The sequence below is a fragment of the Amycolatopsis sp. NPDC001319 genome (assembly GCF_042896185.1).
Classification (GTDB): domain Bacteria; phylum Actinomycetota; class Actinomycetes; order Mycobacteriales; family Pseudonocardiaceae; genus Amycolatopsis.
In genome coordinates, this window is sequence record NZ_JBIAWY010000008.1 from 290,311 (window position 1) to 312,945 (window position 22,635).

The following is a 22,635-nucleotide window of genomic DNA, read 5'->3' on the forward strand; positions in this document are numbered from 1 at the left end:
AGGGAAGGGGAGCTCACATGTCCACCACCACTCGCCGCGGGCCGGCGCTCGCGGTCGCCGGGGTCGCGTTCGTGGCCGCGGCCTGCGGCACCACGCACGAGAACGCGCCGGGGGCGTCGTCCGGCGCCGGGCCCGCCACGCAGGCGTGCAAAGGGCCGGGCGGGAAGTTCACCATCGGCATGAGCCAGGCGAACCTCGGCGAGCCCTACCGCGTGCGGATGGACGACGACATCCGCAAGGCGGCGGCGTCGATCCCGCAGTTCACGGTCAACTTCGCCGACGCCGCGCAGGACAACTCGAAGCAGGTGGAGCAGGTCAGCACGTTCCTCACGCAGAAGATCGACCTGCTGATCATCAGTCCCAACGAGGCGACGCCGCTCACCAGTGTCGTCAAGAAGGTCTACGACCAGGGCATTCCGGTGCTGGTGCTCGACCGCAAAGTGGACGGTGACGCGTACACGTCGTTCATCGGAGCAGACAATGTGGACATCGGGCGCCAAGCCGGCCAGTACTTCAAGCAGCACCTGCTGCCGCAAGGCGGGAAGATCGTGGAGCTGAAAGGCCTCGCGGGTTCGACGCCGGCGAAGGAACGCGCCGACGGCTTCGCCGAGGGCATCGCGGGCTCGGGCATCACGATCGTCGGGACGGCCGACGCCGACTGGCTGCGCGACAAGGGCCAGCAGCAGGCCGACGCGCTGCTCAAGGCCCACCCCGACGCGCAGGCGATCTTCTCCGAGAACGACCCCATGGCCGAAGGTGCCCGGCTCGCGGCGCAGAACGCGGGCAAGGCGACGTTGCCGATCGTCGGGATCGACGGGCTGCCCGTGCCGGAGGGCGGCATCAAGGCGGTGGAGGCCGGGCGCCTGTCGGCCACGTTCATCTACCCGACCGGCGGGGCGGAAGCCGTGGCCGCGGCGAAGAAACTGCTCGTCGACTGCGGGCAGGTCCAGAAGACGCAGACCCTGCAGACGCGGCAGATCACGAAGGACAACGCCGCGCAGGTCTACGCAGAGCTCAACCACGGCTCATGACGCGCATCGGGATCATCGCGATCTCCGACGGTCGCGATCACGTGCACCGGCGCAACACCGGGTTCATCAGGTCCAAAGTGGACGCGTTCAGCGCCGCCCTCACGGCCGCCGGCCACGACGTGATCAGCGGCGGGCTCGTGGCCACCAACACCACGGCGACCGCGGCCGCCCGGTCCGTCGCCGCGGCTTCGGTGGACGTGACGGTGTTCTACTACGCCGTGTGGAGTTTTCCGCACTTCACGATGCTGGCGGCCGACGCGACGACGACGCCGTTGCTGCTCGTCGCGTCGGCCGATCCGGCGGAACCGGGGCTCGTCGGGATGCTCGCCGCGGGCGGGGCGCTGGACCAGATCGGCCGGCGGCACACCCGGCTGTGGGGCGCGCCGGACGACCCGGCGCTGATCGACGACGTCGGCGTGCACGCGCGGGCGGCCGGTGCCGTGGCGTCGCTGCGCGGCTCGACGTTCGGGCGGTTCGGCGGGCGGCCGATGGGGATGAACACGGCCGTCGCCAACACCGACGAGTGGATGCGGCAGTTCGGGGTGGACGTCGAGGAGATCGACCAGTACGAGCTCGTGCTGCGCGCGGAGAAGGCCGACGCCGCCGAGGCCGCGCGCGGACGCGAGTGGCTGGAGCGATTCGCGACCGTCCACTATGACGGTGAGAAGCTCACGCCGGCGTTGCTGGAGCGGCAGATCCGGACGTACCTGGCCGTGCGGGACCTCGCGGCCGAGCGGCACCTGGACTTCTCCGGCATCAAGGCCCAGCCCGAGCTGACGGAGAACTTCGCGACGATGGACGTGGCGGAGGCGCTGCTCAACGACCCGTACGACTGGAACGGGCCCAAGGCCGTCCACGTCACCGCCACGGAGTCCGATATGGACGGTGCGCTGACGATGCAGCTGATGCACCGCATCACGGGCACCCCGGTGCTGTTCGCGGACGTCCGGCACCACCATCCCGATCGTGACGTGTGGGATTTGTGCAATTCCGGACAACATGCCACGTGGTTCGCCGCCCGCAGCGACGATCCGGTGGAGAACCTCAGCCGCGTGCACCTGTATCCGTCGGTGTTCTTCTTCCCGGCCGGTGGAGCTTCCGTGGCGCACTTCGCGGCGCCGGGGCGGATGACCCTCGCGCGGCTGACCCGGTTCGACGGCGCCTATCGGCTGCAGCTGGTCCTGGGCGAGTTCGAGTGCTACGACGACGCCACCAACACGGCGCTGGCCGCTCGGTCCACACCGGAATGGCCGCACGCGTTCGCCCGGCTGGACGTCGAGGCGCCGGTGTTCCTGCGGGGGTTCGGCGCCAACCACATCCACGCCGTCCCGGGCGACCGGCGACGGGAGCTGCGCGTGGCGGCGGAGCTGCTCGGGGTGCGCGTGGAGGAGTGGACGCGCTGACCGCTTCCGGCCGGCGGCCGCCACCGTCATGCGCCGGGAGCGACCATGCCCCGGTGAGACTTCTGCGTGTGGCGCCGGCCGTGGGATTCGCGCTGACGCCGGCGCCCGCCAGGCCCAGCCTCCGCGAGTGCTGGGGAGCCCGCGGCCGGCCGGTGCGCGCGGCGGCGGCCGCGACCGTTGCTGCGAGGTCGTCGTACTCGAGTTCCGGCCGGTCTGTGCCCCGTGGCACAAGGTGAAGCACCTCACCGTTGCGCACGCGCCGGGCGCCGAGGGTGCTCGCCTCCGTCGCGGGCTGCCGTCGGGGCGGCGCAGGATCCAGCCGCCGTCGTGCCCGGCCTCGTCGGCGAGCGCGGCCCGCGGGGGCCCTCGGCAGCTTGCGGTCATCGATCGGGGACACCCTTCATTCCGATGAGTGAGCGCATGAGACGTCCGTCTCCACCAAAGGGGTGAAAGATCGGTTGTCGGGCAGCTCGTACTCTTACGGGGCGTTACTCATAGAGGAACATTCACGTTGAGCCGTGAGTTGATTCCACCCGAGAACGAGATGAAGGAGGTACCGCCATGGGCACCGAGCCCCCCGTCGTCCACGCGACGATCGTCTTCGGGCTGCGCACGTTCGGGAGCGTTCCGCTGCCGGTGCGCGCTGACCTCGAGTACGACCCGTCGGACCCGTACGCCATTTCCGTCGGCTACCACGCCGGCCCCGGTGTCGTCCGCTGGCTCTTCGGCCGCGACCTGCTCGCCGACGGCCTCATCGCGCCCGCCGGCGACGGCGACGTGCGAGTGCGCCCCGCCGCCGATGACGCCCGCGTGGTCGTCGAGCTCAACGCCCCCGACGGCTCCGCCGTGCTGGAAGCCCCGGCCGACGAACTGGCCGACTTCCTCGACCGCACCTACGACGAGGTCCCGGCCGGCGACGAGGCCCTCTGGTTCGACTTCGACCAGGAACTCGCGAAGCTCGCGCTGCGCGACTGAGTCCCCGGCACTGTCGGGGACTCCGCGCGAGTGGGTGGATTGCACCACTGAGCCGCTTGTGTCACAGGCTGGTGGTGTCGCTGGGGGTTCAGCGCCGCCGGGTGGCTCGCACCGCTGAGGTGCCTGAGCCGCCGGTTGGCCGCATCACCGGGGCGTCAAGGCCGGCGAGGGCAGTGCCATCAGGGACACCTCGATGCCAGGTGGTTTGCGCCACTGGGCGGGTTGCGCCACCGGCCGCGCCACGTCACGAGGTCATGGGCGCCTTGGTACCCAAGCGCTACTGGGCGGCTTGCGCCACCGGCCGCGCCACGTCACGAGGTCATGAGCGCCTTGGTACCCAAGCGTTACCGGGGGCTTGCGCCACCGGCCGCGCCACGTCACGAGGGCATGGGCGCCTTGGTGCCCAAGCGTTACCGGGGGCTTGCGCCACCGGCCGCGCCACGTCACGAGGTCATGAGCGCCTTGGTACCCAAGCGCTACCGGGGGGCTTGCGCCACCGTCCGGCCGCGTCACGAGGGCACGGGTACCTGGGCGCTACCGGTCGGCTTGACTCGCTGAGCGGCTTGCCTCAGCGAACGGCCGGATCACCGAGCCTCGCCGAAGCCCCGCGTCGCTCTCGGGCTCAGCGCCGCCGGCCGGCCCAGCGGACGGCAGGGCCCATCGCCCACCCGGCGGCCACGAAGACCGCACCCACCAGCAGCCAGCCCGGGGTTCCCCACTGGACCACCACGCTGCTGAGCAGGGCCGGGCCCGCCATGCGGGCCACGGACGTCCCGCTGCCGAAGAAGCCCTGGTACTGGCCCTGCCGCGAGGCGGGCGCCAGGTCGAAGCCGATTTCCCAGGTGCCGGCCGACTGCAGCATCTCCCCGAGCACCTGCAGCAGCGCACCGACGACGAGCACCGCGACGGCCACCGTCGCCGACGACCCCGCTGCCGACAGCGCGAAGGCGACGCACGACGCGGCCAGCAGTAGCCCGGAATGCCGCACCAGCCGCGTCGCCGAGGGCAGGCCGGTCACGCGGGTCGCGACGCGCACCTGGCCCAGCACCACCACGATCGTGTTCAGCACGAACAGGGCCGACACCGTCCACTCGGGAGCGGTGGTCCGCGAGACGATCCACAGTGGAATCGCAACGCTCAGCAACGGCATGCGCAGCAACAGAATCGCGTTCAGCAGCGTGACGAGCGCGTACGGCCGATCGCGCAGCACGGCCAGCGCCGGCTCGCCCTTGGCCCGCGGCACCGGTGCGACGGCCGGCAGCAGGCGCAGCAGCACGGCGGACACCACGAACGCGGCCGCGTCGAGGGAGAACGCGGCGACGTACGCGCCGGGGGTGTCGGCCACCAGGGCGAGGCCGCCGAGGCCCGCGCCGACGGCCAGCCCCGCGTTGCCCGCCGACTGCAAGTGCGCGCGGATCCGCGTGCGCTGCTGCGGCTCGGCCACTGCGGCCAGCAGGGCCTGGCGCACCGCGCTGACCCCACACTGCCCGGTGGCATAACAACAAGCGGCGAGCGTGAACGTCCACGCCGAACCCGCGAACAGGAACGCCGTGATCGCCAGCCCGGTCGCCAGCGACAGCAGCACCGCCGCGCCCCGCGCACCCCGGCGGTCGGCCGCGTGCCCGAGCGGCACGCCGGCGACCGTGCCCACCGCCCAGCCCAGCGTGAGACCGAGCCCCACCTGGCCTGGTGTCAATCCGACAACGCGCGTGAAATACAGCACCGAGCACGTGAGAAAAGCACCATCGCCCAGTGAGGCGGCGAGCTGCGCGCTCGCGAGCAGGCGGCCGGGCCGCGAGCCGGTCACGGAGGCGGGGCGCTCGATCGTCGTCATGCCGTCGACGCTAGAGCCGCCTTTGGCCCTGCACCAGATCCAATTCCGCGCACAACGGCCGGGCCAATGTAGGCTGCCGGAGGTGGACTTCCACGTGACGCTCGCCGGGCGCGGCGACCTCGGCACGCGCATCTACCGCGAACTGCGCGACGCGATCCTCGACGGCCGGCTGCGCTCCGGCGAACGCCTCCCACCCACCCGTGAGCTGGCGAAACGCCTCTCGGTGTCCCGCAACACCGTCGCCGTGGCCTACGACCGGCTCACCGCCGACGGGTTCCTCGCCGGCCGTGTCGGCTCCGGCACCTACGTGTCCGCCGAGCTGCCCACCGGCCGGACCAGGCACGCACCCGCCGGTTCGGCCCGGCCGCGCGAGGTGTGGCGGACACTGCCCCAGCCGGACCCGGAGGGGGCCGACCCGGAGTACGACTTCCGCGTCGGCGTCCCCGACGCACGGCTCTTCCCGATGCAAACCTGGCGCCGGCTGCTGTCGGCGGAGCTGCGCGGCATCGGTTCCGCGCACTACGGCGACCCCGCCGGCCACGCCGGGCTGCGGGCGGCGATCGCGCGCCACGTCGGCGTTTCCCGGTCCGTGCGCGCCGACGCCGACGACGTCCTCGTGACCCAGGGCGCGCAACAGGCCCTCGACCTGCTGTGCCGCGTGCTGCTCGAACCCGGCGACCGCGTCGCGATGGAAGAACCCGGTTACCGCATGGCGCGGCTGCTGTTCCGTTCGCACGGCGCCGAAATCGTCGGCGTGCCCGTGGACAGCGAGGGGTTGCAGGTCGCGGCCCTCCCCGCGCGCACGCGCCTGGTGTACGTCACGCCGTCGCACCAGTTCCCGCTCGGCACGCCGATGTCGCTCGCGCGCCGCGCCGCGCTGCTCGACTGGGCCGAGCGCACCGGCGCGATCGTGATCGAGGACGACTACGACAGCGAGTTCCGCTTCTCCGACCGGCCGCTCGAACCGTTGCAGAGCCTCGACCGCGCCGGCTGCGTCGCGTACGTCGGCTCGTTCTCCAAGACCCTGCTTCCCGTGCTGCGCCAGGGTTTCCTGATCGCTCCGCGCTCGTTGCGCGAGGCATTGCTCCACGCCCGGAAGCTGGCCGACTGGCACGGCGACCACCACACGCAGGCCGCGCTCGCCCGGTTCCTCGACGAGGGCCTGTTCGCTCGCCACATCCGCAAGGCGACGCGTGAATACTCCGCGCGCCACGAGCACATCACGACGCTGCTGCACGAACGGTTCGCGGGGCTGCTCACGCCGGTGCCCTCGGCCGCCGGGCTCCACCTCTGTGCACTGTCCGATGTGGACGCGGAACCCGTTGCGGCACGGGCGAACCAGGCCGGCGTGGGGGTGCAGTCCCTGGTGGGACTGTGCGGGGAACCGGCGCCGTCCGGGCTGGCGCTGGGCTACGGTGCCGTGGCCCCGGAGAAGATCGAGGCCGGCCTCGCGGTGCTGAGACGCGTGTTCGACGAGGGTTGACCTCACCGCGCACCGGCGTACGGTCGGAGGTGTTGGCTGTTGTTCAGACACGTGCTCCGGTCAGCGCCCCGGCAGGTTCCTGCGAGAGGAGCGCTCCATGAACACCCCGTTTTCCGCGGTCTCGATACCGGCGGAGCTCACCATCACGACCACCGACCACGAAGGCACCCGCGTACTCACCCCGGTGGGTGACCTCGACGCCGCCACCGGCCACGTCTTCGCCGAAGCACTCACCGAAGCCGTCGAGCTGGGCAAGCCCGTGGTGGCGGATCTCTCCCGCGTCGAGTTCCTCGGCTGCGCCGGCATCCGCGCGTTGTTCACCGCGCACGATCGGGCCGTTTCGTTCACCGTGGTGTGTGACGGTGCGCGCGGCGTGCGCCGCTGCCTCGACGTGACCGGCGCGTCCGGCACGTTGGCCGTGCACAGGACGCTGGCTCAAGCGCTGGCGGCCGCACTAGCGTCCTGATCGAGTTTCGGGGTCCGGAGCCTCGGGTAGGCCGAGATCATGACTGCTCACACGACGAACGTCCCGGACCTCGAGCTGAACAACGGGGTGCGCATCCCGCAGTTCGGGTTCGGCGTTTTCCAGATTCCGGAGGAAGACACCGCCGACGCCGTCCGGACCGCGCTCGAGGCGGGCTACCGCCACATCGACACCGCGCAGATGTACCGCAACGAAGCCGGGGTCGGCGAGGGCATCGAGAAGTCGGGTGTGCCCCGGGAGGAAGTCTTCGTCACCACGAAGCTCGCCAACGACGCCCAGGGGCACGACAACGCGATCAACGCGCTCGAAGGCAGCCTGCGCCGGCTCGGGCTGGAGTACGTGGACCTCTACCTGATCCACTGGCCGTTGCCGCACCAGGACAAGTACGTGCGCACCTGGGAAGGCTTCGAAGAGCTGCTGCGCGCCGGAAAGACGCGCTCGATCGGCGTGTCGAATTTCCAGGTGGAACACCTCGAAGAGCTCGCCCGCCAGACCGGCACCGTGCCGGCGGTGAACCAGATCGAGCTGCACCCCGCGTTGCAGCAGACGGAACTGCGCGCCTACCACCGCGCGCACGGCATCGCGACCGAGGCGTGGAGCCCGCTCGCGCAGGCGGCCGTGCTCTCCGACCCCGTGCTGACCGGGCTGGCGGACAAGCACGGCAAGACGACGGCCCAGGTGGTGCTGCGCTGGCACCTGCAGCTGGGCAACATCGTGTTCCCGAAGTCGGCCACGCCCTCGCGCATCCGGGAGAACATCGACGTGTTCGATTTCGAACTCGCCGACGAGGACCTGGAGGCGATCGGCAAGCTCGACGCCGACCACCGCACGGGCCCGCACCCCGACACCTTCCGCGGCTGAACCGCCACCGAACGGGTTTTCTCCCGCTGGTCCAGGGGTAGTTCTCCGGGAGAGGCCGGAAGGAGTGTGCCGGGATGAGCACAGAAGCGTACGTCTCGTTCCTCGCCATCGGTGTGGTGCTCGTGTTGATCGACGGGCAGATCATCTACCGCAGCGGCCGCGGGTACCTGGAGAGTTCCTACGGCGACCCGACCGCGGGTGCGTCGATGACCCGCTTGGTGACAGTGCTGTTCCACCTCGTGACGCTGGGACTCCTGGCGTTGCTGTCCACGATCCCGCTCGGCGACAGCGATCTGCCCGGTGTGGTGGGCCGCGTCGGCGTGCTGCTGCTGGTGCTGGCGATCGTGCACGCCATCACGCTCGCCGTCCTGGGCCGCATCCGCGGCGAGCAGGTGGGCGAGGCCGTGGTGAACCGCAGGATCTCGCGCCGGGAAGCCGAGCAGCGGGGCACGGCGGTCACCACGGCGGTGCCGAGCCAGGAGGCGAGTTACCCGGACGTGAGCCCGCCGCTGGAGCATCGCGCGCCGTGAGCGCACCTCATGCCTCAGACTTTCGTGAACGAACCTGAGGAGTGAACGAATGAACAGACCCGTGGTCGAAATCGAACGCGAGCGCAAGTACGAGGTCGCGCAGGACACGGTGGTCCCCGAGTTCGTCGGCGGCGGGACGGTGCAGGGCCAGGACGCCCCGGCCGAGGAGAAGCTCGACGCGACGTACTACGACACAACCGAGTTCTCCCTCGTGCGCGCCGGGATCACCCTTCGCCGGCGCGTGGGCGGGCACGACGCCGGGTGGCACTTGAAGCTGCCGGTCGGGCCCGACGAGCGCGAGGAGCTGCAGGTTCCGCTCGACGCCGACGCCGACGCCGACGCCGACGCCGGCAAGGTGCCGGGTGAGCTCAACCGGCTGCTGCGCGCCCACACGCTGGGCCGCAAGCTGCTGCCCATCGCGCACCTGAAGACCGACCGGTTCTCCCACCGGCTCACCGACTCGGCGGGCCAGGTCGTCGCGACGGTCACCGACGACCACGTGACCGGTGAGGTCGGCGGGAAGACGGCGCGGCTGGACCGCTGGCGTGAGATCGAGGTCGAGCTCGCGGGCGACGCCGCACCGGAACTGCTCGACGAGCTGGAGAGCACGCTGGTCGACGCCGGCGCCCGGACGTCGCGGTGGCCGTCGAAGCTGCGGCGCCTGATCGGCGACCGCGTGCCCGACGGGCAGGTGACCGGCAAGCGTCCCGACGCGGGCGAAATCGTCGGCGCCTACCTGCGGGAGCAGCTCGCGGCGCTGCAGCGTGCCGACGTCGGAGTGCGGCGCGACGTCGAGGACTCCGTGCACCAGCTGCGCGTGGCGTCGAGGAAGCTGCGCAGCGCCCTGCGGACCTTCTCGTCCATTGTGGACGACGACCGGATCCCGAACGTGACGCGCGAGCTGAAGTGGCTGGGCGGCGAGCTCAGCCCGGCGCGCGACGGCGAGGTCGTCGAGGCGCTCGTGCGCGGGTGGGTGGACGGCGCGCCGGCCGAGCTCGTGGTCGGGCCGGTGGACCAGTTCCTGACGCGGCGGTTCGCCCGCGAGGCCGTGGACGCGCGCAAGAAGGTGCTGGAGGCGTTGCGCAGCAAGCGGTACCTGGTTCTGGTGCAGGAGCTCGACGCCGTCGTGTCGGGTGTGCCGACCGACACCGGTCCCGCCCGGAGCGTGCTGCGCAAGCCGGTGCGCAAGGCCGCGGGGAACCTGAGGAAGGCGGAGCAGGCGGCACACGGGCTGTCCGGGCGGGAGCTGGAACACGCGCTGCACGACGTGCGCAAGAAGGCCAAGCGCGCCCGCTACGCGGCCGACGTGGTGCGGCCCGTGTTCGGCGGCAAGGTGCGCGGGTGGCGCAAGAACGTGAAGAACGTGCAGGAGCTGCTGGGCGAGCACCAGGACTGGGTGGTGGCGGGCCCGGTCGTGTACCGGCTCGGGGTCGACGGCCACGACGAAGGCGTGGGGTTCACGTTCGGCGTGCTCTACGGGACCGCCGGGGGAGTGCGCGCGGGCATGCGGCGGGAGTTCGTGAGCCGGTGGAAGCGGCTCGAAAAGGGGGACGCGCCGAAGTGGCTGTAGGCCGCGGATCCGAAGCCGGGGAACGCGGTGGAGCCGGGGAACGTGGGGCCGGGAGGGGCGGCGGGACGCCACCCCGAAGGTCGAGTGTGCCTACGGGCGGTGGCGGGTCGTCAAGGCTGGAAAGAGTATCTTGACAACCCGCCGCCGCCCGTGTTTCGGCTTCGGATCGGGGTGGCGGGAGGGGGCTGGGCGGATCCACGGCCGGGTGGTCGGGTGGCGGTTCGTGCAATGGGGATCCCGGCGCTGCGCCGTGGTGGGAATTTCCGGCGGGATTGAACCGCCGGACCGTGGCTTCCGTGTTGCTGGGTAGAGCGGCGTGAGGAGGCAACGTGCGGAGTCAGCGGGCGGGGGACGTGGTCGCGTTCGTGCTCCCGGGCAACGTGGACGACGTCACGGAGCCCAGCGGGGGCAACACCTACGACCGGCGGATGTGCGAAAGCCTGCCGGGCGCGGGGATGCCCGTGCTGCAGGTCGCCGTGCCCGGGTCGTGGCCCGAGCCGGGGCCGACGGGGCGCGCGCGGCTGGCGCGGGCGCTCGCGGCGCTGCCGGACCACACGACCGTGCTGATCGACGGGTTGGTCGCGTGCGGGGTCCCCGAGGTCGTGGTGCCGCACGCGCGGCGGCTGCGCCTGGGTGTGCTCGTGCACCTGCCGCTGTCCGACGAGACCGGCCTCGACCCCGTGCACGCCGCGGAGCTCGACGCGTGCGAGCGCGAGACGCTGCGGGTGGTGCGCCAGGTCGTGGCGACCAGCCCGACGGCCGCGCGCACACTGATCCGCCGCCATGGCCTCGGGCCGTCGACGGTCGCCGTCGTGGAGCCGGGCGTGGACCTGGCGCCGCTGGCGTCGGGGACCGACGGCGTGTCGCGGCTGCTGTGCGTGGCGGCGGTGACCCCGCGCAAGGGCCAGGACGTGCTCGTCGAAGCGCTGGCCCAGCTGCCCGACCTCGACCTCACCGTGGACTTCGTCGGCTCGCTGACGCGCGCGCCGGAGTACGTCGACGAGCTGCGCTGGTCCGTCGACCGCCTGGGCCTCGGCGACCGCGTCACGTTCAGCGGGCCGAAGGCCGGCGCCGAGCTCGACGCGGCGTACGACCGCGCCGACCTGGTGCTGCTGCCCTCGCACGCGGAGACCTACGGCATGGTCATCACCGAAGCCCTGGCGCGCGGCATCCCCGTGGTGGCCAGCGACGTCGGCGGGGTTCCCGACGCGCTCGGCCGCTCGTCGGACGGCGCCGTGCCCGGCCTGCTCGTCCCGCCCGGCGACCCGGGCGCCCTCGCTTCCGCGCTGCGCGGCTGGGTCACCGACGCCGAGCTGCGGCGCGACCTGCGCACGGCGGCGCTCGGCCGCGGCAGCGCACTCGAAGAGTGGGACCGCGCGGCCCGCCGCCTCACCGAAGTCCTTTCCCGCTGGCGTTCCATCCCGATCAAGGTGGCCTGATGCGTACGTTCTGGTCGTGGTTCCGAATCCTCGCCGGGTTCGCGATCATCGGGGTGCTGGCGTGGCGCCTCGGCACCGACGCGTTCCTCGACGGCCTGCGCGGGATCGGCCTGTGGCCGGTGCTGGCCGCGCTGGCGATCGGGCTGCTGACCACCGTCGTGAGCGCTTGGCGCTGGCGCGTGGTCGCATCACGGCTGGGCCTGCGGTTGCCGCTGCGCCAGGCCGTGGGGGATTACTACCGCGCCCAGTTCCTCAACGGGGTGCTGCCGGCCGGGATCCTCGGCGACGTGCACCGCGCGGTGGAACACGGGCGGAAGGCCGGTGACGTCGCGCGGGGTGTGCGAGCTGTTGTTCTGGAACGCACAGCCGGACAGGTCGTGGTGGTGGCGGCCGGACTCGCCGTGTTGATTTTCCGACCTGCGGTGTTGCCCGGGTTCGCACACGATGTGCTGACTTTCGCAGGCGCTGGTGTTCTTCTGGTCGCGATCGTGGTGCTGACGGTCGCGTGCAGCACGGGCGATCGCTGGCTGCACAGTGCGTCGAAGTGGCGGCGGGGGTTCGCGGAATCGATGGCGGACGTTCGCGCCGGGCTGCTGGGGCTGCGCACCTGGCCGCGGGTCACGGCGCTGTCGCTGGTCGCGCTGGCCGGGCACCTCACACTGTTCGTGGTCGCGGCGCATGCGGCCGGTGCCACCGCTTCGCTGACTACGCTGCTGCCGCTGCTCGTGCTCGCGCTGCTGGCGATGGGGCTGCCGATCAACGTCGGCGGGTTCGGGCCGCGCGAAGGCGTCGCGGCGCTGGCGTTCGCCGCCGTGGGACTGGGCGCGCAGCAGGGGGTGACCGTCGCCGTCGTGTACGGGCTGCTGGGCCTGGTGTCCACGGCTCCGGGCGGGGCGGTGCTGCTGGTGCAGTGGCTCGGCTCGCTGCGTCGCCGGCCGGTGGCGCCGACCGCGTTGCCGACCCGTACCGCGGCTCCCGCGTCGGCCACGTTGCCGGAGCGTGCGCCGGCTCGGGTGCCCGCCCGGTCGGCTGCCTGACGATCACCGCGTCTCCTCGTGCGGTACCGCTCTGTCGCCTCGCAGGGTAATCTTGCTAGACAAAATTCACCTGACAAAAGTACTTGACCGACGCGCCGGACACGAGGAAAGGTGTCACCCGTCCAACCGGCGTCCGTTCCAGGGCGCCCATCGGAGGGAGACAGAGTGCGGATCGCGGTCGTCGGCCTGGGAGTCATGGGCCTCCCGATGTCGCTGAACCTGGTCAAGGCGGGCTTCGACGTCGTGGGCTTCACCCGTACCGCGGACAGAGGCCGTCCGCTGGCCGAGGGTGGTGGCTCGCTCGCGCCGTCGCTGGCCGAAGCCGTTGCCGGCGCCGACGTGGTGGTCACGGTGCTGCCCGACAGTCCTGACGTGCAGGCCGTGTACGCCGACGTCTTCACGGCGGCCGCCGCCGGCACGCTGCTGGTCGACATGAGCACGATCCGCCCCGACGTCGCCCGTGAGCTGCACGAACGCGCCGCGGAAGTGTCGATGCCGATGCTCGACGCGCCCGTGAGCGGCGGCGAGGCCGGTGCGAAGGAGGGCAAGCTGTCGATCATGGTCGGCGGCTCGCCCGAGACGCTGGAGCGCGCGCGGCCGGTGCTCGAGGCGATGGGCACGACGATCGTGCTCGTCGGCGGCCCCGGCAGCGGCCAGACGGTGAAGGCGGCCAACCAGCTGCTCGTCGCGGGCACGCTGCAGCTCGTGTCCGAGGCGCTCGTGTTCCTGGAGACGCACGGCGTGGACCTCGCGCCGGCTGTCGACGTTCTCGGCGGCGGCCTCGCGGGCAGCACCGTGCTGGCGCGCAAGGGCGAGGCGATGCTGGCCGGGAGGTTCGAGCCCGGCTTCCGCGTGGACCTGCACCACAAGGACCTCGAGATCTACCGCGCGGCCGCGAAGTCCAACGGCGTGTTTTCCCCGGCCGGCGCGCTGGTGGGGGAGCTGATGGCGTCGTTGCGCGCCACCGGTTCCGGTGGACTGGACCACTCGGCGCTGCTGACCCAGGTGGCCGCGCTGTCCGGCGTCGAGAAGTGGAGCGCGCGATGACCGGGAAGCTGCGGCTCGTCGCGAACGTCTCGCTGCTGTTCGCGGAAGTCCCTTACCTGCAACGCTTCGCGCGCGCGGCGAGTGCCGGGTTCACCGCGGTCGAGACGTGGTGGCCGTGGCCGTCGGCGGTGCCTTCTTCGTCCGAAGTGGACGATTTCGTGGCCGCGATTTCCGAGGCAGGCGTCTCTCTGGCCGGCCTCAACCTCTTCGCCGGCGACATGCCCGGCGGCGAACGCGGCATCGTCTCCAACCCCGCGCGGCGCGAGGAGTTCGCGGCGAACCTCGACCTCGTCGTGGCCATCGCCGAGCGCACCGGCTGCCCGGCGTTCAACGCTCTCTACGGCCAGCGCACCCCCGGCGGCGACCCCGCCGAGGAGGACGCCGTCGCCCGCGAACAGCTCGCCACCGCGACCCGGCGCCTCGGCCAGGCCGGCGGCACCGTCCTGGTCGAACCCCTCGGCCGCGGCCTCAACGGCGCCTACCCCCTCACCACCGCCGCAGACGGCGCCCGCGTCGTCGAACAGGCCCGCGCCGACATCGGCGCGGACACCATCGGCCTCCTCTTCGACACCTTCCACCTCACCACCAGCGGCGACGACCTCAAGCGCGTCATCGACACCCACGGCTCGCTCATCGCCCACGTCCAGCTCGCCGACGCCCCCGGCCGCGGCCAACCGGGCACCGGCGACGTCGACTTCGCGGGCGTCCTGGAACACCTCTGGCAGTCGGGCTACCGCGGCAACGTGGCGTGCGAATACAAACCGACGGTGCCGACGGAGGAATCCCTGGCATGGGTTGAGGGAGTTCCCCACCTGGGCTGGTGATCGCGGTCGCCTGGCTTCGGGCGGCCGCGTGCGAGGCATGCCAGGCTGCCGTGAGCGGGCGACGCGCACGCGAAGGCGCGTGCGGCCGGACCGCGGTGGCAGGCGGGTCGTTTCAGTGGCCGTCGGCTCGGTAGACCGTGTTTCGTCGGGCCGCCGATGCGGACCGGCTTTCCGGCCGTGGTGGGCGAACTCGTGGCCAGTAGGCGTTCTTCAAGCGCGGTCGCCGGCCGCAGATTCGGGCGCAGTGGTGGCGTTCCCGTCCCGGCGGCCACTCCACGAGAACCGGCGGTCCAGACCACACCGAGCACTGAATCCCGCCCGGCGACAGTCAGACTGCGACTCCCGCGCGTTTGGCCGCGTCGGCGAGGAGCATGTCGCGGCAGCCGTGCAGGTCGGCGCGCATGGCTGCTTCCGCGATGGTCCCGTCGCCTTCGCGGATGGCCTCGACGATGGCCGCGTGGCGGGCCGTGAGCTCGACGAGGTCGGTGGAGGCGGTGCGGCGGACCTGGGCGATGCAGAGCTGCGCCTCGCCCATCACGGTGCCGTGCATGCGCTGCAGGCGGGGGCTGCCGGCGGCCGCGACGAGGGCGCGGTGGAACGCGACGTCGGCCTCGGTGTGGTCGGAATGCAGCGCCTGTTCGGCGGCGACGCGCATCATGTTGAGCGCCTGCTGGGCTTCGGCGGGCACGGTCCTGGTTTCGGCGAGCGTGCGCACCGCGAGGGTTTCCACGGGCTCGCGGCTGAAGTAGATGTCGCGGATGTCCTCAGTGGACAGCTGCGGCACGATCGAGCTGCGCCGCGGGCCACGGCGGAGCAGGCCTTCGGCGACGAGCCGGTCGAGGCCGGCCTTGGCGGTGGGGCGCGCGACGTCGAACCGGTTCGCCACCCACGCCTCCGTGAGCCGGAGACCGGGAGCGACCTCGCCGCGGATGATCTGCTGGCGAAGTGCGTCGCTGAGCGACTCGGTCAATGACGGTGATCCGAGTACCGACGACACCGCTGGCACCTCCTGTGGTTGATCCCTCGTGTGTCCGCCGCCCCCCTGCACCGGCGCCGCAGCCCCACGCCCCGGCCAAGGTCGGGCCGGGAAACGACAGCGTCCCCAGTGTAGGCGAGTGCGCACTGATCCACCCGGACGAGGTACGACAAGTCCGGCTCTGCAGAAATACTTGTCAGACAAAATTGGTCAGTCAAGTACTTGACGCATACCGAACCGGTGGGGCACTGTGAGCGCTGCTCGACAGGCAGCTCAACAGTGCCGTTGGACTGAGGAGTCCCCATGAAGAAGCTGGTGCTCTCGCTGGCCGCAGGCGTCGCCGTGGCGACCGCACTGAGCGGCTGCTCGAACACAGACACCCCGGTCGGTGCTCCGGCCGGATCCGCCGCCGCGAGCCAGCCGGCCGCGGCGGCCGTCGCCCCCGCGGCGGTCGACCCCGCGATCAAGGCGCTCGTCCCCGGCGACATCGCGGCGGCCGGCACGATCAACGGCGGCGCGAACTTCCAGGCCGCCCCCATGGCCATGTACGAAACCGGCACCAAAACGCCCACCGGCGCGGTGGTGAAGCTCGTGGAGCACGCCGCCGGGATGATGGGCCTGAAGGTCGCCTGGCAGCAGGTGCTCTACCCCGACCAGCTGCCGGCCATGCAGGCGGGCAAGATCGTGGTGAGCGGCTCGGCCAGCGCGGCCAACGCCGACATCATCGCCAAGGCCAACGTCGTCGGCGCGTTCAAGAACCTCCAGGGCATCCTGGCCACGGCCGACAAGGCCTCGCAGTTCGAGACGCTCGACGCCGTGTGCGGCAAGAAGATCGGGCTCGGCAAGGCCGCGGCCGCGACCGTCGCGATCTTCAACGACATCGTCAAGCACTGCACGCAGGGCGGCAAACCGGCCCCGCAGATGATCGGCCTCTCGGCGACCGCGGACATCGTGCTCGCCGTGCAGTCCGGGCGGGTCGACGGCGGCATGATCCCCACGCCGACCGTCGTCTACACGGCGCAGCAGTCGCAGGGCAAGCTCGTGGCCACCAAGGCCAACGACGCCATCGCCGAGCAGATCGACGAGGGCGACGAGGGCTTCACCATCGCCCAGAACCAGCCGAAGCTCGCCGCCGCGTTCCAGGCCGCCGTCAACGCGATGATCAAGGACGGCAGCTACGCCAAGATCCTCACCGGCTTCGGTCTGCCGCAGAACCAGCTGGTGTCCACCGCGACCCTGAACCAGGCCACCAAATGACCACCGAAATCCACCCCGGGCCGCGGTTCACCCGCGCCGACCCGATCCCGCAGCAGCACGCCGTGCGCTCGCCCGTCGGCCGGATCGTCTCCTGGCTGGCGCTGGCGGTCGTGCTGCTGATCATCCTGAACACGCTGCTGCACAACGACAACATCCACCTCTCGGTGATCGGCCGCTACCTGTTCGACTGGCGGATCCTCGAAGGCGTGCTCGGCGCGATCGCGCTCGCCCTGGTGTCGTTCGTGGTGGCCTCGATCATCGGCGTCGTCGTCGGGTACATGCGGGTCAGCCGCAACCCGGTGGCGCGCACGGCGAGCTGGCTGTACGTGTGGTTCTTCCGCAGCGTGCCGCTGATCGTGTTCATCCTGATCTTCGGCAACTTCGCGCTCTTCCTGCCGCGGCTCGGGATCGGGCTGCCGTTCACCGACCTGAGCCTCTGGTCCGTCTCGACGAACTCGGTGCTCGTGCCGATGGTCGCCGGCGGCGTCGCGCTCTCGCTCGAACAGGGCGCCTACCTGGCCGAGATCGTGCGGGCCGGCACCCAGTCGGTGTCCGAGTCGCAGCGCGAGGCGGCCGCGGCGATGGGGCTGAGCACGTGGCAGATCGAACGCAAAGTCGTGCTGCCGCAGGCGATCCCGGTGATGATCCCGCCCGCCGGGAGCACGTTCGTGATGCTGCTGAAGTCGACGTCGCTGGTCTACGCGATCGCCGGCACGGAGGTGCTGGGCGTCGCCGAGCAGATCGCGTCGCAGAACCTCGCGACGATGGAAATGCTGTTCGTCGCCTCGATCTGGTACCTCGTGCTGACGAGCCTCGCCAGCGTCGGCCAGCGCTACCTCGAACGCCGGGCCGGCGCCTACCGACGGCGCGTCCGCACGCCCGACGCGGTCATCGCCACGGAAGGAGACGCCGGTGCTCGCAGCGCATGAGAACAAAGCGCAGGAGAACGCGAAGCAGACCCGCGCGGACCTGCTGGAGATCGTCGGCGTCGGCAAGAGCTACGGCGAGGCGAAGATCCTCGACGGCGTCGACGTGACGCTCGGCGAGGGCCAGGTCGCGTGCCTGATCGGCCCGTCCGGCTCTGGCAAGAGCACGCTTTTGCGGTGTGTCAACGGGTTGCTCACCCCCGACGAAGGCCACGTGCTGCTCGACGGCGAGATCATCGGGCGCGTGGTGCGCGGCGGGAAGCTGCACGACATGCCGCGCAAGAAGCTGCTCGAACAGCGCCGCCGCTTCGGCGTGGTGTTCCAGCACTTCGAGCTGTTCCCGCACCTCACCGCGCTCGGCAACCTCACGCTCGCGCCGCTGCTGCACGGCGAGCTCGAACGCGAGGAAGCCGAGGAACGCGCGCTGGCGATCCTCGACCGCGTCGGCCTCAAGCACCGCGCCCACGCCCACCCGGTGCAGCTGTCCGGCGGGCAGCAGCAGCGCGTGGCGATCGCGCGGGCGCTGATGCAGCGGCCGGACGTGATGCTGTTCGACGAGCCGACGTCGGCGCTCGATCCCGAGCTCGTCGGCGAGGTGCTGCGCGTGATGCGCGAGCTCGCCGCCGACGGCATGACGATGGTCGTGGTCACGCACGAAATGCGCTTCGCCCGTGAAGTGGGCGATCAGGTGGTGTTCCTGGCCGACGGCAAGGTCGTCGAGGCCGGGCCGCCCACCGAGTTCTTCGACAACCCCCGCACGGACCGAGCCCGTGCCTTCCTGAGCCAGCTGTAGTCCCGAAGAAGAGGAGAGCCACGCCGATGCCCGGCACCTACGACCCGTCGACCATGCCGAACGACCTGGAGTTCGTGAAGTACGAGAAGAAGGGCCACGTCGCGTACATCACGATCAACCGGCCCGAGGTGCGCAACGCGCTGCACACCTACACCTATCGCGAGCTGCGCCGCGTGTGGCTCGACATGCAGCGCGACCCCGAGGTGCGGGTCGGCATCCTGACCGGCGAGGGCAAGGCGTTCTGCGCCGGGCGCGACATCAAGTTCCTCGCCGAGTACCAGGCGAAGGGCCAGCAGACGCCGCACGAGGACCCGGCGAACCCCGCGTACTACTGGGGCGGCGGCGGGATGCCGTACGACGCGAACCTCGACAAGCCGCTCATCGCCGCGATCAACGGGTTCGCCGTCGGCGTCGGTCTGACGCTCGTGATGCAGTGCCAGCTGCGCGTGATGGCCGACGACGCGTGGCTCGGCGACCAGCACACCAACGTCGGGCGCCTCGGCTCGCCGCAGGCGAAGTTCCTCGCGCTGCCCCGCGCCACCGCGGCGTTCCTGACGCTGTGCAACGGCCGGCTGACCGCGCAGGACTGCTACAGCCAGGGCATCGTCAACAAGGTCGCCCCGCAGAGCGAGATCATGGCGAAAGCCGAGGAGCTCGCGGCCATGGTGGTGGCGGGTTCGCCGCACGCCGTGCAGGCCGCCACCCGCGTGTACCGGATCTCGTCGCTCAACCCGGCGCTCGACGAGTACACCCGCCAGCTCGACCGCGACGTCGCCGCCACCGACGACTCGAAGGAAGGCAGCCGCGCGTTCGTCGAGCGCCGCGCCCCCGTCTGGCAGAACAAGTGACGCCGCTGCAACGCATCCTGGCCCCGCGTTCGGTCGCGGTGGTCGGGGCGAGCGACCGGCAGGGCAACCGCGGTGGCACGGCGGCGGCCCTCATGCGGAAGTTCGGCTTCGCCGGCGACGTGTACCCGGTGCACCCCGCCGCGGAGACCGTCGCCGGCTACCCGGCCGTCCGCTCGATCGGCGAGCTGCCGTCCGGCGTCGACGTGGCGATCATCGGCCTCGGCGCCGCCAACGTGTCCGGGGTCGTGCGCGAGCTGCACGAGGCCGGGATCCCCGGTGCGATCGCGTGGGCCGGCGGGTTCAGCGAGAACGGTCCCGAGGGCGAGCGGCTGCAGGCCGAGCTGGCCGCCACGGTCCGGGAGACCGGTGTGCGGCTGATCGGGCCCAACTGCCTCGGCGTGGTCAACACGGCGATCGGGTTCACGGGCACGTTCGCGACCTGGCTGCGTGGCGCCGACAAGCTGCTGACCAGCGGCATCGCCATGGTCAGCCAGAGCGGCGGGCTCGCGGCCAACGCGCACGCGTGGTCGCAGGAGTCCGGCATCGGTTTCCGGTACATGATCAGCACGGGCAACGAAGTCGACCTCGGGGTCGTCGACCTGCTCGAGACCGTGGTCGAGGACCCGGGCACCGAGATCGTGCTGGCGTACCTGGAAGGCGTGCGCGACGGCCGGCGGTTCGCGAAGATGCTGCGCCGGGCGCGCGAGCTCGGCAAGCCGGTGCTGGTGCTGAAGGTGGGCCACTCGGCCGCGAGCGCGGCGGCCATCGCCGCGCACACCGGAGCGTTGGCCGGCGAGACGCGGGTGTGGGACGCGTTGCTGGAGGCGGAAGGTGCCGTGCAGGTGCATTCCGTGGAGCAGCTGCTCGAGACCGCCGGGTACCTCCACGGCCGCGCGGGGCTGCCGCCGCTGCGGGGCCGCCGGGTCGTGATCATGGGCCATGGCGGGGGTGCCGGGGTGCTGGCGTCCGACCAGTGCGCGTTGGCCGGGCTGGAAGTTCCCGCGCTGTCGGCGGAAACGCGGGCCGCCTTGGCGCCGACGATGCCGGAGATCGCGTCGACGAAGAACCCGGTCGACCTCACGCCCGAGGCGTACGTGCAGGAGAAGTGGCGCTCGCAGCTGTCGTCCACGTTGGCCGCGGTGGCCGCTTCCGGGGAAGCCGATGTGCTGCTGACGCAGTTCAGTGTGGGCGAGATCGTGTACCCCGAGGACATCGCCGGGCCGGTGATCGACCTGCACCGCAAGGGCGAGCTGGCGGTCGCCGTCTACTCGCGCGGCGCGACGGCCGAGGCCGTGAAGCTGTACACGGACGCGGGGCTGCACGTGTTCGACGACCAGCGCGTGGCGGTCGAGACGCTGGGCCTGCTCACGGGTCCGATTCGGACGGACGACGAGGTTTCGCGGACGATCCTGGCCGCCGCGCCGGGGCTGGTGACGCCGGTCGTCGACGCGACGCTGCCCGCCGTGTCGAGTGGCGACGTGGTGGCGGAGCACGAGGTGCACCGGCTGCTGGCGGAGGCGGGCTTCGACGTGCTGCGCGGTGAAACCGCCCACTCGGCCGAGGAAGCCGGGGCGCTGGCGGAGAAACTCGGCTTCCCCGTGGTACTGAAAGCGCTCTCTCCGCAGATCACGCATCGTGCGGCGGTCGGCCTGGTGCGCCTGAGTGTCGGCGATCGGGCCACGGCGGAACAGACGTACCGCGAGCTTGCGGCGCGCACGGAGGCGTTGGGCGCGGATCTGCTGGGTGTGCTCGTGCAGCAGTCCGCCGTCGGCGGCACGGAGCTGCTCGTGTCGGGATTCCGAGACCCGGTGTTCGGGCCGGTCGTGTCGTGCGGCGCCGGGGGAGTGGCGACTGAGCTGATCGACGACGTCAGCTTCGCCCTGGCGCCGTTGGACGAAGCCGCGGCGCTGGCGTTGCTGCGGCGGCTGCGGACCACGGGGAAGTCGAAAGGGCTTTCCCTGCAGGACGCGGGCGCGCGGGCGGTGGCGTTCCTCGTGCGGTTCTCCCGGTTCGTCGAAACCCTGCCGTGGCCGGGTTTCGTGCTGGAGCTGAACCCGGTGTCGGTGACCGCCGACCGCGCGGTGGCGCTCGACGGGCTGCTGGTCGTGAGCGAGGCGGGACAGTGACGGATCTGCTGCTGGCCGGTGGTGAAGTGGTCGACGCCGGGGCCGGGCTTTCCGGACGGCTCGACGTGGCCGTGACCGGCTCGGTCATCACGGCGATCGGGCCCGACCTCGATCGCTCCGGCGCCGCGCGCGTGGTGGACGTGACCGGGAGCCTCGTCACGGCGGGGCTCGTCGACCTGCACACGCACGTGTTCGCGCCCGGCTCGGCGCTCAGCGTGGACCCGGACGTCGCCGGCGTGCTCTCGGGTGTCACGACGGTCATCGACGCGGGCAGCTCCGGCGCGGAGAACTTCGCGGAGTTCAAGGCGCTGCTGCCGTCGTGCCGCACGCGAGTGGTGCCGTTCGTCCACATCGGACGACGCGGGCTCGCGGTGAAACCCGACGTGACCACCGCCGCGGACCTCGACCCCGACGGCGTGCGCCGCGTGCTGGCCGAGAACCCCGGCCTGGTGCGGGGGATCAAGGTGCGCATGGTGTCGCCCGCGTTGCAGGGGCCGGGCCTGGACATGCTCCGGACCGCCCGCGCGGTGGCGCGGGAGGCGGGGGTGCCGCTGATGGTGCACGTGGGCGACATCGGCGGCCTTGCCGGCCCGCGCGTCGGCCCGGAGACGCTCGACCTGCTCGACGCCGGCGACATCGTCACGCACGTCTACACCGCCAACCCCGGCGGGGTGCTGGACGCCGAGGGCGTCGTGCTGCCCGAAGCGCTGGCCGCCGCTTCGCGTGGGGTGCTGTTCGACTCGGCGCACGGCTGCAAGAACCTGTCGTTCGACGTCGCCCGCCGGGTGCTCGACCAGGGGATTCCGCTGCACGCGGTGAGCACGGACATGACGCTCACCGGCCACGGCGAGATCGTCTTCAGCCTCACCGAGGTGCTCAGCCGCTACCTCGCGCTGGGCTTCAGCGTGCCCGAGGTGCTCGCCCTGGCCACGGCGGGCCCGGCCGCGGCCGCCGGCATCGCCGACCGCGCGGGCCGTCTCGAGGTCGGGCGCCCGGCCGACCTGTCGGTGCTCGACCTCGTCTCCGGCGACTGGTCGGTCTCCGACTCGGTGGGCGCTTCGCTGCGGCTGGACCGCGCGTTCGTGCCCGTGCTGACCGTGCGCGGCGGCGAGGTGGTGGAGCCGGGGGAGGCGCCGCACGCGTGGGGCTGGGCGCCGACGCCGACGGAGCCGGCGAAGGTGCGCTGACCCG

General features: G+C 71.7%; 20 protein-coding genes. 18 read left to right on the forward strand and 2 right to left on the reverse strand.

The features are described 5' to 3' along the window. The first annotated feature begins 17 nt into the window (after positions 1-17). From ACFY1H_RS30135 to ACFY1H_RS30145, 3 genes are all read left to right on the forward strand, one after another. Positions 18-1,031, forward strand: coding sequence for a substrate-binding domain-containing protein (locus ACFY1H_RS30135; RefSeq protein ID WP_386951848.1), 1,014 nt, complete (start codon positions 18-20; stop codon positions 1,029-1,031). Continuing rightward, positions 1,028-2,434, forward strand: a complete 1,407-nt coding sequence (locus tag ACFY1H_RS30140; RefSeq protein ID WP_366586389.1) for an L-fucose/L-arabinose isomerase family protein — start codon at positions 1,028-1,030, stop codon at positions 2,432-2,434. Before ACFY1H_RS30135 ends, ACFY1H_RS30140 begins: the two co-directional genes overlap by 4 nt. A 561-nt stretch (positions 2,435-2,995) precedes the next feature. Then, positions 2,996-3,409, forward strand: a complete 414-nt coding sequence (locus ACFY1H_RS30145) for an SsgA family sporulation/cell division regulator (RefSeq protein ID WP_220238926.1) — start codon at positions 2,996-2,998, stop codon at positions 3,407-3,409. 622 nt (positions 3,410-4,031) lie between these two features. Here the strand turns inward: ACFY1H_RS30145 and ACFY1H_RS30150 are convergent. After that, on the reverse strand, positions 4,032-5,243 hold the full coding sequence (locus ACFY1H_RS30150; RefSeq protein ID WP_386951851.1) for an MFS transporter: 1,212 nt from the start codon (positions 5,241-5,243) through the stop codon (positions 4,032-4,034). Positions 5,244-5,325: 82 nt separating this feature from the next. On the opposite strand from ACFY1H_RS30150, the gene ACFY1H_RS30155 reads away from it, so the two are divergent. The 9 genes from ACFY1H_RS30155 to ACFY1H_RS30195 all read left to right on the forward strand — a co-directional run bounded on the left by ACFY1H_RS30155 (position 5,326) and on the right by ACFY1H_RS30195 (position 14,518). Further along, on the forward strand, positions 5,326-6,726 hold the full coding sequence (locus ACFY1H_RS30155) for a PLP-dependent aminotransferase family protein (protein ID WP_386951854.1): 1,401 nt from the start codon (positions 5,326-5,328) through the stop codon (positions 6,724-6,726). A gap of 97 nt (positions 6,727-6,823) precedes the next feature. Next, on the forward strand, positions 6,824-7,192 hold the full coding sequence (locus tag ACFY1H_RS30160; RefSeq protein WP_366586382.1) for an STAS domain-containing protein: 369 nt from the start codon (positions 6,824-6,826) through the stop codon (positions 7,190-7,192). 39 nt (positions 7,193-7,231) lie between these two features. Beyond that, the gene (locus ACFY1H_RS30165) at positions 7,232-8,071 is read left to right on the forward strand and encodes an aldo/keto reductase (protein WP_386951857.1); all 840 of its coding nucleotides are present in this window, start codon (positions 7,232-7,234) and stop codon (positions 8,069-8,071) included. A 74-nt stretch (positions 8,072-8,145) separates the two neighbouring features. Further along, complete coding sequence (locus tag ACFY1H_RS30170; RefSeq protein ID WP_366586378.1) at positions 8,146-8,601, forward strand: hypothetical protein; 456 nt, start codon at positions 8,146-8,148, stop codon at positions 8,599-8,601. A gap of 49 nt (positions 8,602-8,650) precedes the next feature. Beyond that, a complete protein-coding gene (locus ACFY1H_RS30175) occupies positions 8,651-10,171 on the forward strand; it encodes a CHAD domain-containing protein (RefSeq protein ID WP_386951860.1) in 1,521 nt (506 codons plus the stop codon). A gap of 329 nt (positions 10,172-10,500) precedes the next feature. Further along, on the forward strand, positions 10,501-11,610 hold the full coding sequence (locus ACFY1H_RS30180) for a glycosyltransferase family 4 protein (RefSeq protein WP_366586372.1): 1,110 nt from the start codon (positions 10,501-10,503) through the stop codon (positions 11,608-11,610). Beyond that, positions 11,610-12,647, forward strand: coding sequence for a lysylphosphatidylglycerol synthase transmembrane domain-containing protein (locus tag ACFY1H_RS30185; RefSeq protein WP_366586370.1), 1,038 nt, complete (start codon positions 11,610-11,612; stop codon positions 12,645-12,647). The genes ACFY1H_RS30180 and ACFY1H_RS30185 overlap by 1 nt, the downstream gene beginning before the upstream one ends. A gap of 165 nt (positions 12,648-12,812) precedes the next feature. Then, positions 12,813-13,694 carry an NAD(P)-dependent oxidoreductase gene (locus tag ACFY1H_RS30190; RefSeq protein ID WP_386951864.1) on the forward strand — a complete coding sequence of 294 codons (882 nt, stop codon included), beginning with the start codon at positions 12,813-12,815 and terminating at the stop codon, positions 13,692-13,694. Further along, positions 13,691-14,518 (forward strand): hydroxypyruvate isomerase family protein, encoded by an 828-nt coding sequence (locus ACFY1H_RS30195; protein ID WP_386951867.1) that lies wholly within the window; start codon positions 13,691-13,693, stop codon positions 14,516-14,518. The genes ACFY1H_RS30190 and ACFY1H_RS30195 overlap by 4 nt, the downstream gene beginning before the upstream one ends. A 328-nt stretch (positions 14,519-14,846) precedes the next feature. Here the strand turns inward: ACFY1H_RS30195 and ACFY1H_RS30200 are convergent, their stop codons facing one another. After that, positions 14,847-15,488, reverse strand: coding sequence for a GntR family transcriptional regulator (locus ACFY1H_RS30200; RefSeq protein ID WP_366586362.1), 642 nt, complete (start codon positions 15,486-15,488; stop codon positions 14,847-14,849). A gap of 309 nt (positions 15,489-15,797) precedes the next feature. Between ACFY1H_RS30200 and ACFY1H_RS30205 the strand changes: the two genes are divergently transcribed. The 6 genes from ACFY1H_RS30205 to ACFY1H_RS30230 are packed head-to-tail and all read left to right on the forward strand — an operon-like array spanning position 15,798 to position 22,631. Continuing rightward, entirely contained in the window at positions 15,798-16,751 is a 954-nt protein-coding gene (locus ACFY1H_RS30205; RefSeq protein ID WP_386951870.1) for a transporter substrate-binding domain-containing protein, read from the forward strand. Further along, complete coding sequence (locus tag ACFY1H_RS30210; RefSeq protein ID WP_366586356.1) at positions 16,748-17,680, forward strand: amino acid ABC transporter permease; 933 nt, start codon at positions 16,748-16,750, stop codon at positions 17,678-17,680. The genes ACFY1H_RS30205 and ACFY1H_RS30210 overlap by 4 nt, the downstream gene beginning before the upstream one ends. Beyond that, entirely contained in the window at positions 17,664-18,470 is an 807-nt protein-coding gene (locus ACFY1H_RS30215) for an amino acid ABC transporter ATP-binding protein (protein WP_386951873.1), read from the forward strand. The genes ACFY1H_RS30210 and ACFY1H_RS30215 overlap by 17 nt, the downstream gene beginning before the upstream one ends. A 26-nt stretch (positions 18,471-18,496) precedes the next feature. Further along, complete coding sequence (locus ACFY1H_RS30220) at positions 18,497-19,318, forward strand: enoyl-CoA hydratase/isomerase family protein (protein ID WP_386951876.1); 822 nt, start codon at positions 18,497-18,499, stop codon at positions 19,316-19,318. Then, positions 19,315-21,444, forward strand: a complete 2,130-nt coding sequence (locus ACFY1H_RS30225; RefSeq protein WP_366586348.1) for an acetate--CoA ligase family protein — start codon at positions 19,315-19,317, stop codon at positions 21,442-21,444. Before ACFY1H_RS30220 ends, ACFY1H_RS30225 begins: the two co-directional genes overlap by 4 nt. After that, positions 21,441-22,631, forward strand: coding sequence for an amidohydrolase family protein (locus ACFY1H_RS30230; RefSeq protein ID WP_366586345.1), 1,191 nt, complete (start codon positions 21,441-21,443; stop codon positions 22,629-22,631). The genes ACFY1H_RS30225 and ACFY1H_RS30230 overlap by 4 nt, the downstream gene beginning before the upstream one ends. Positions 22,632-22,635: the final 4 nt, after the last annotated feature.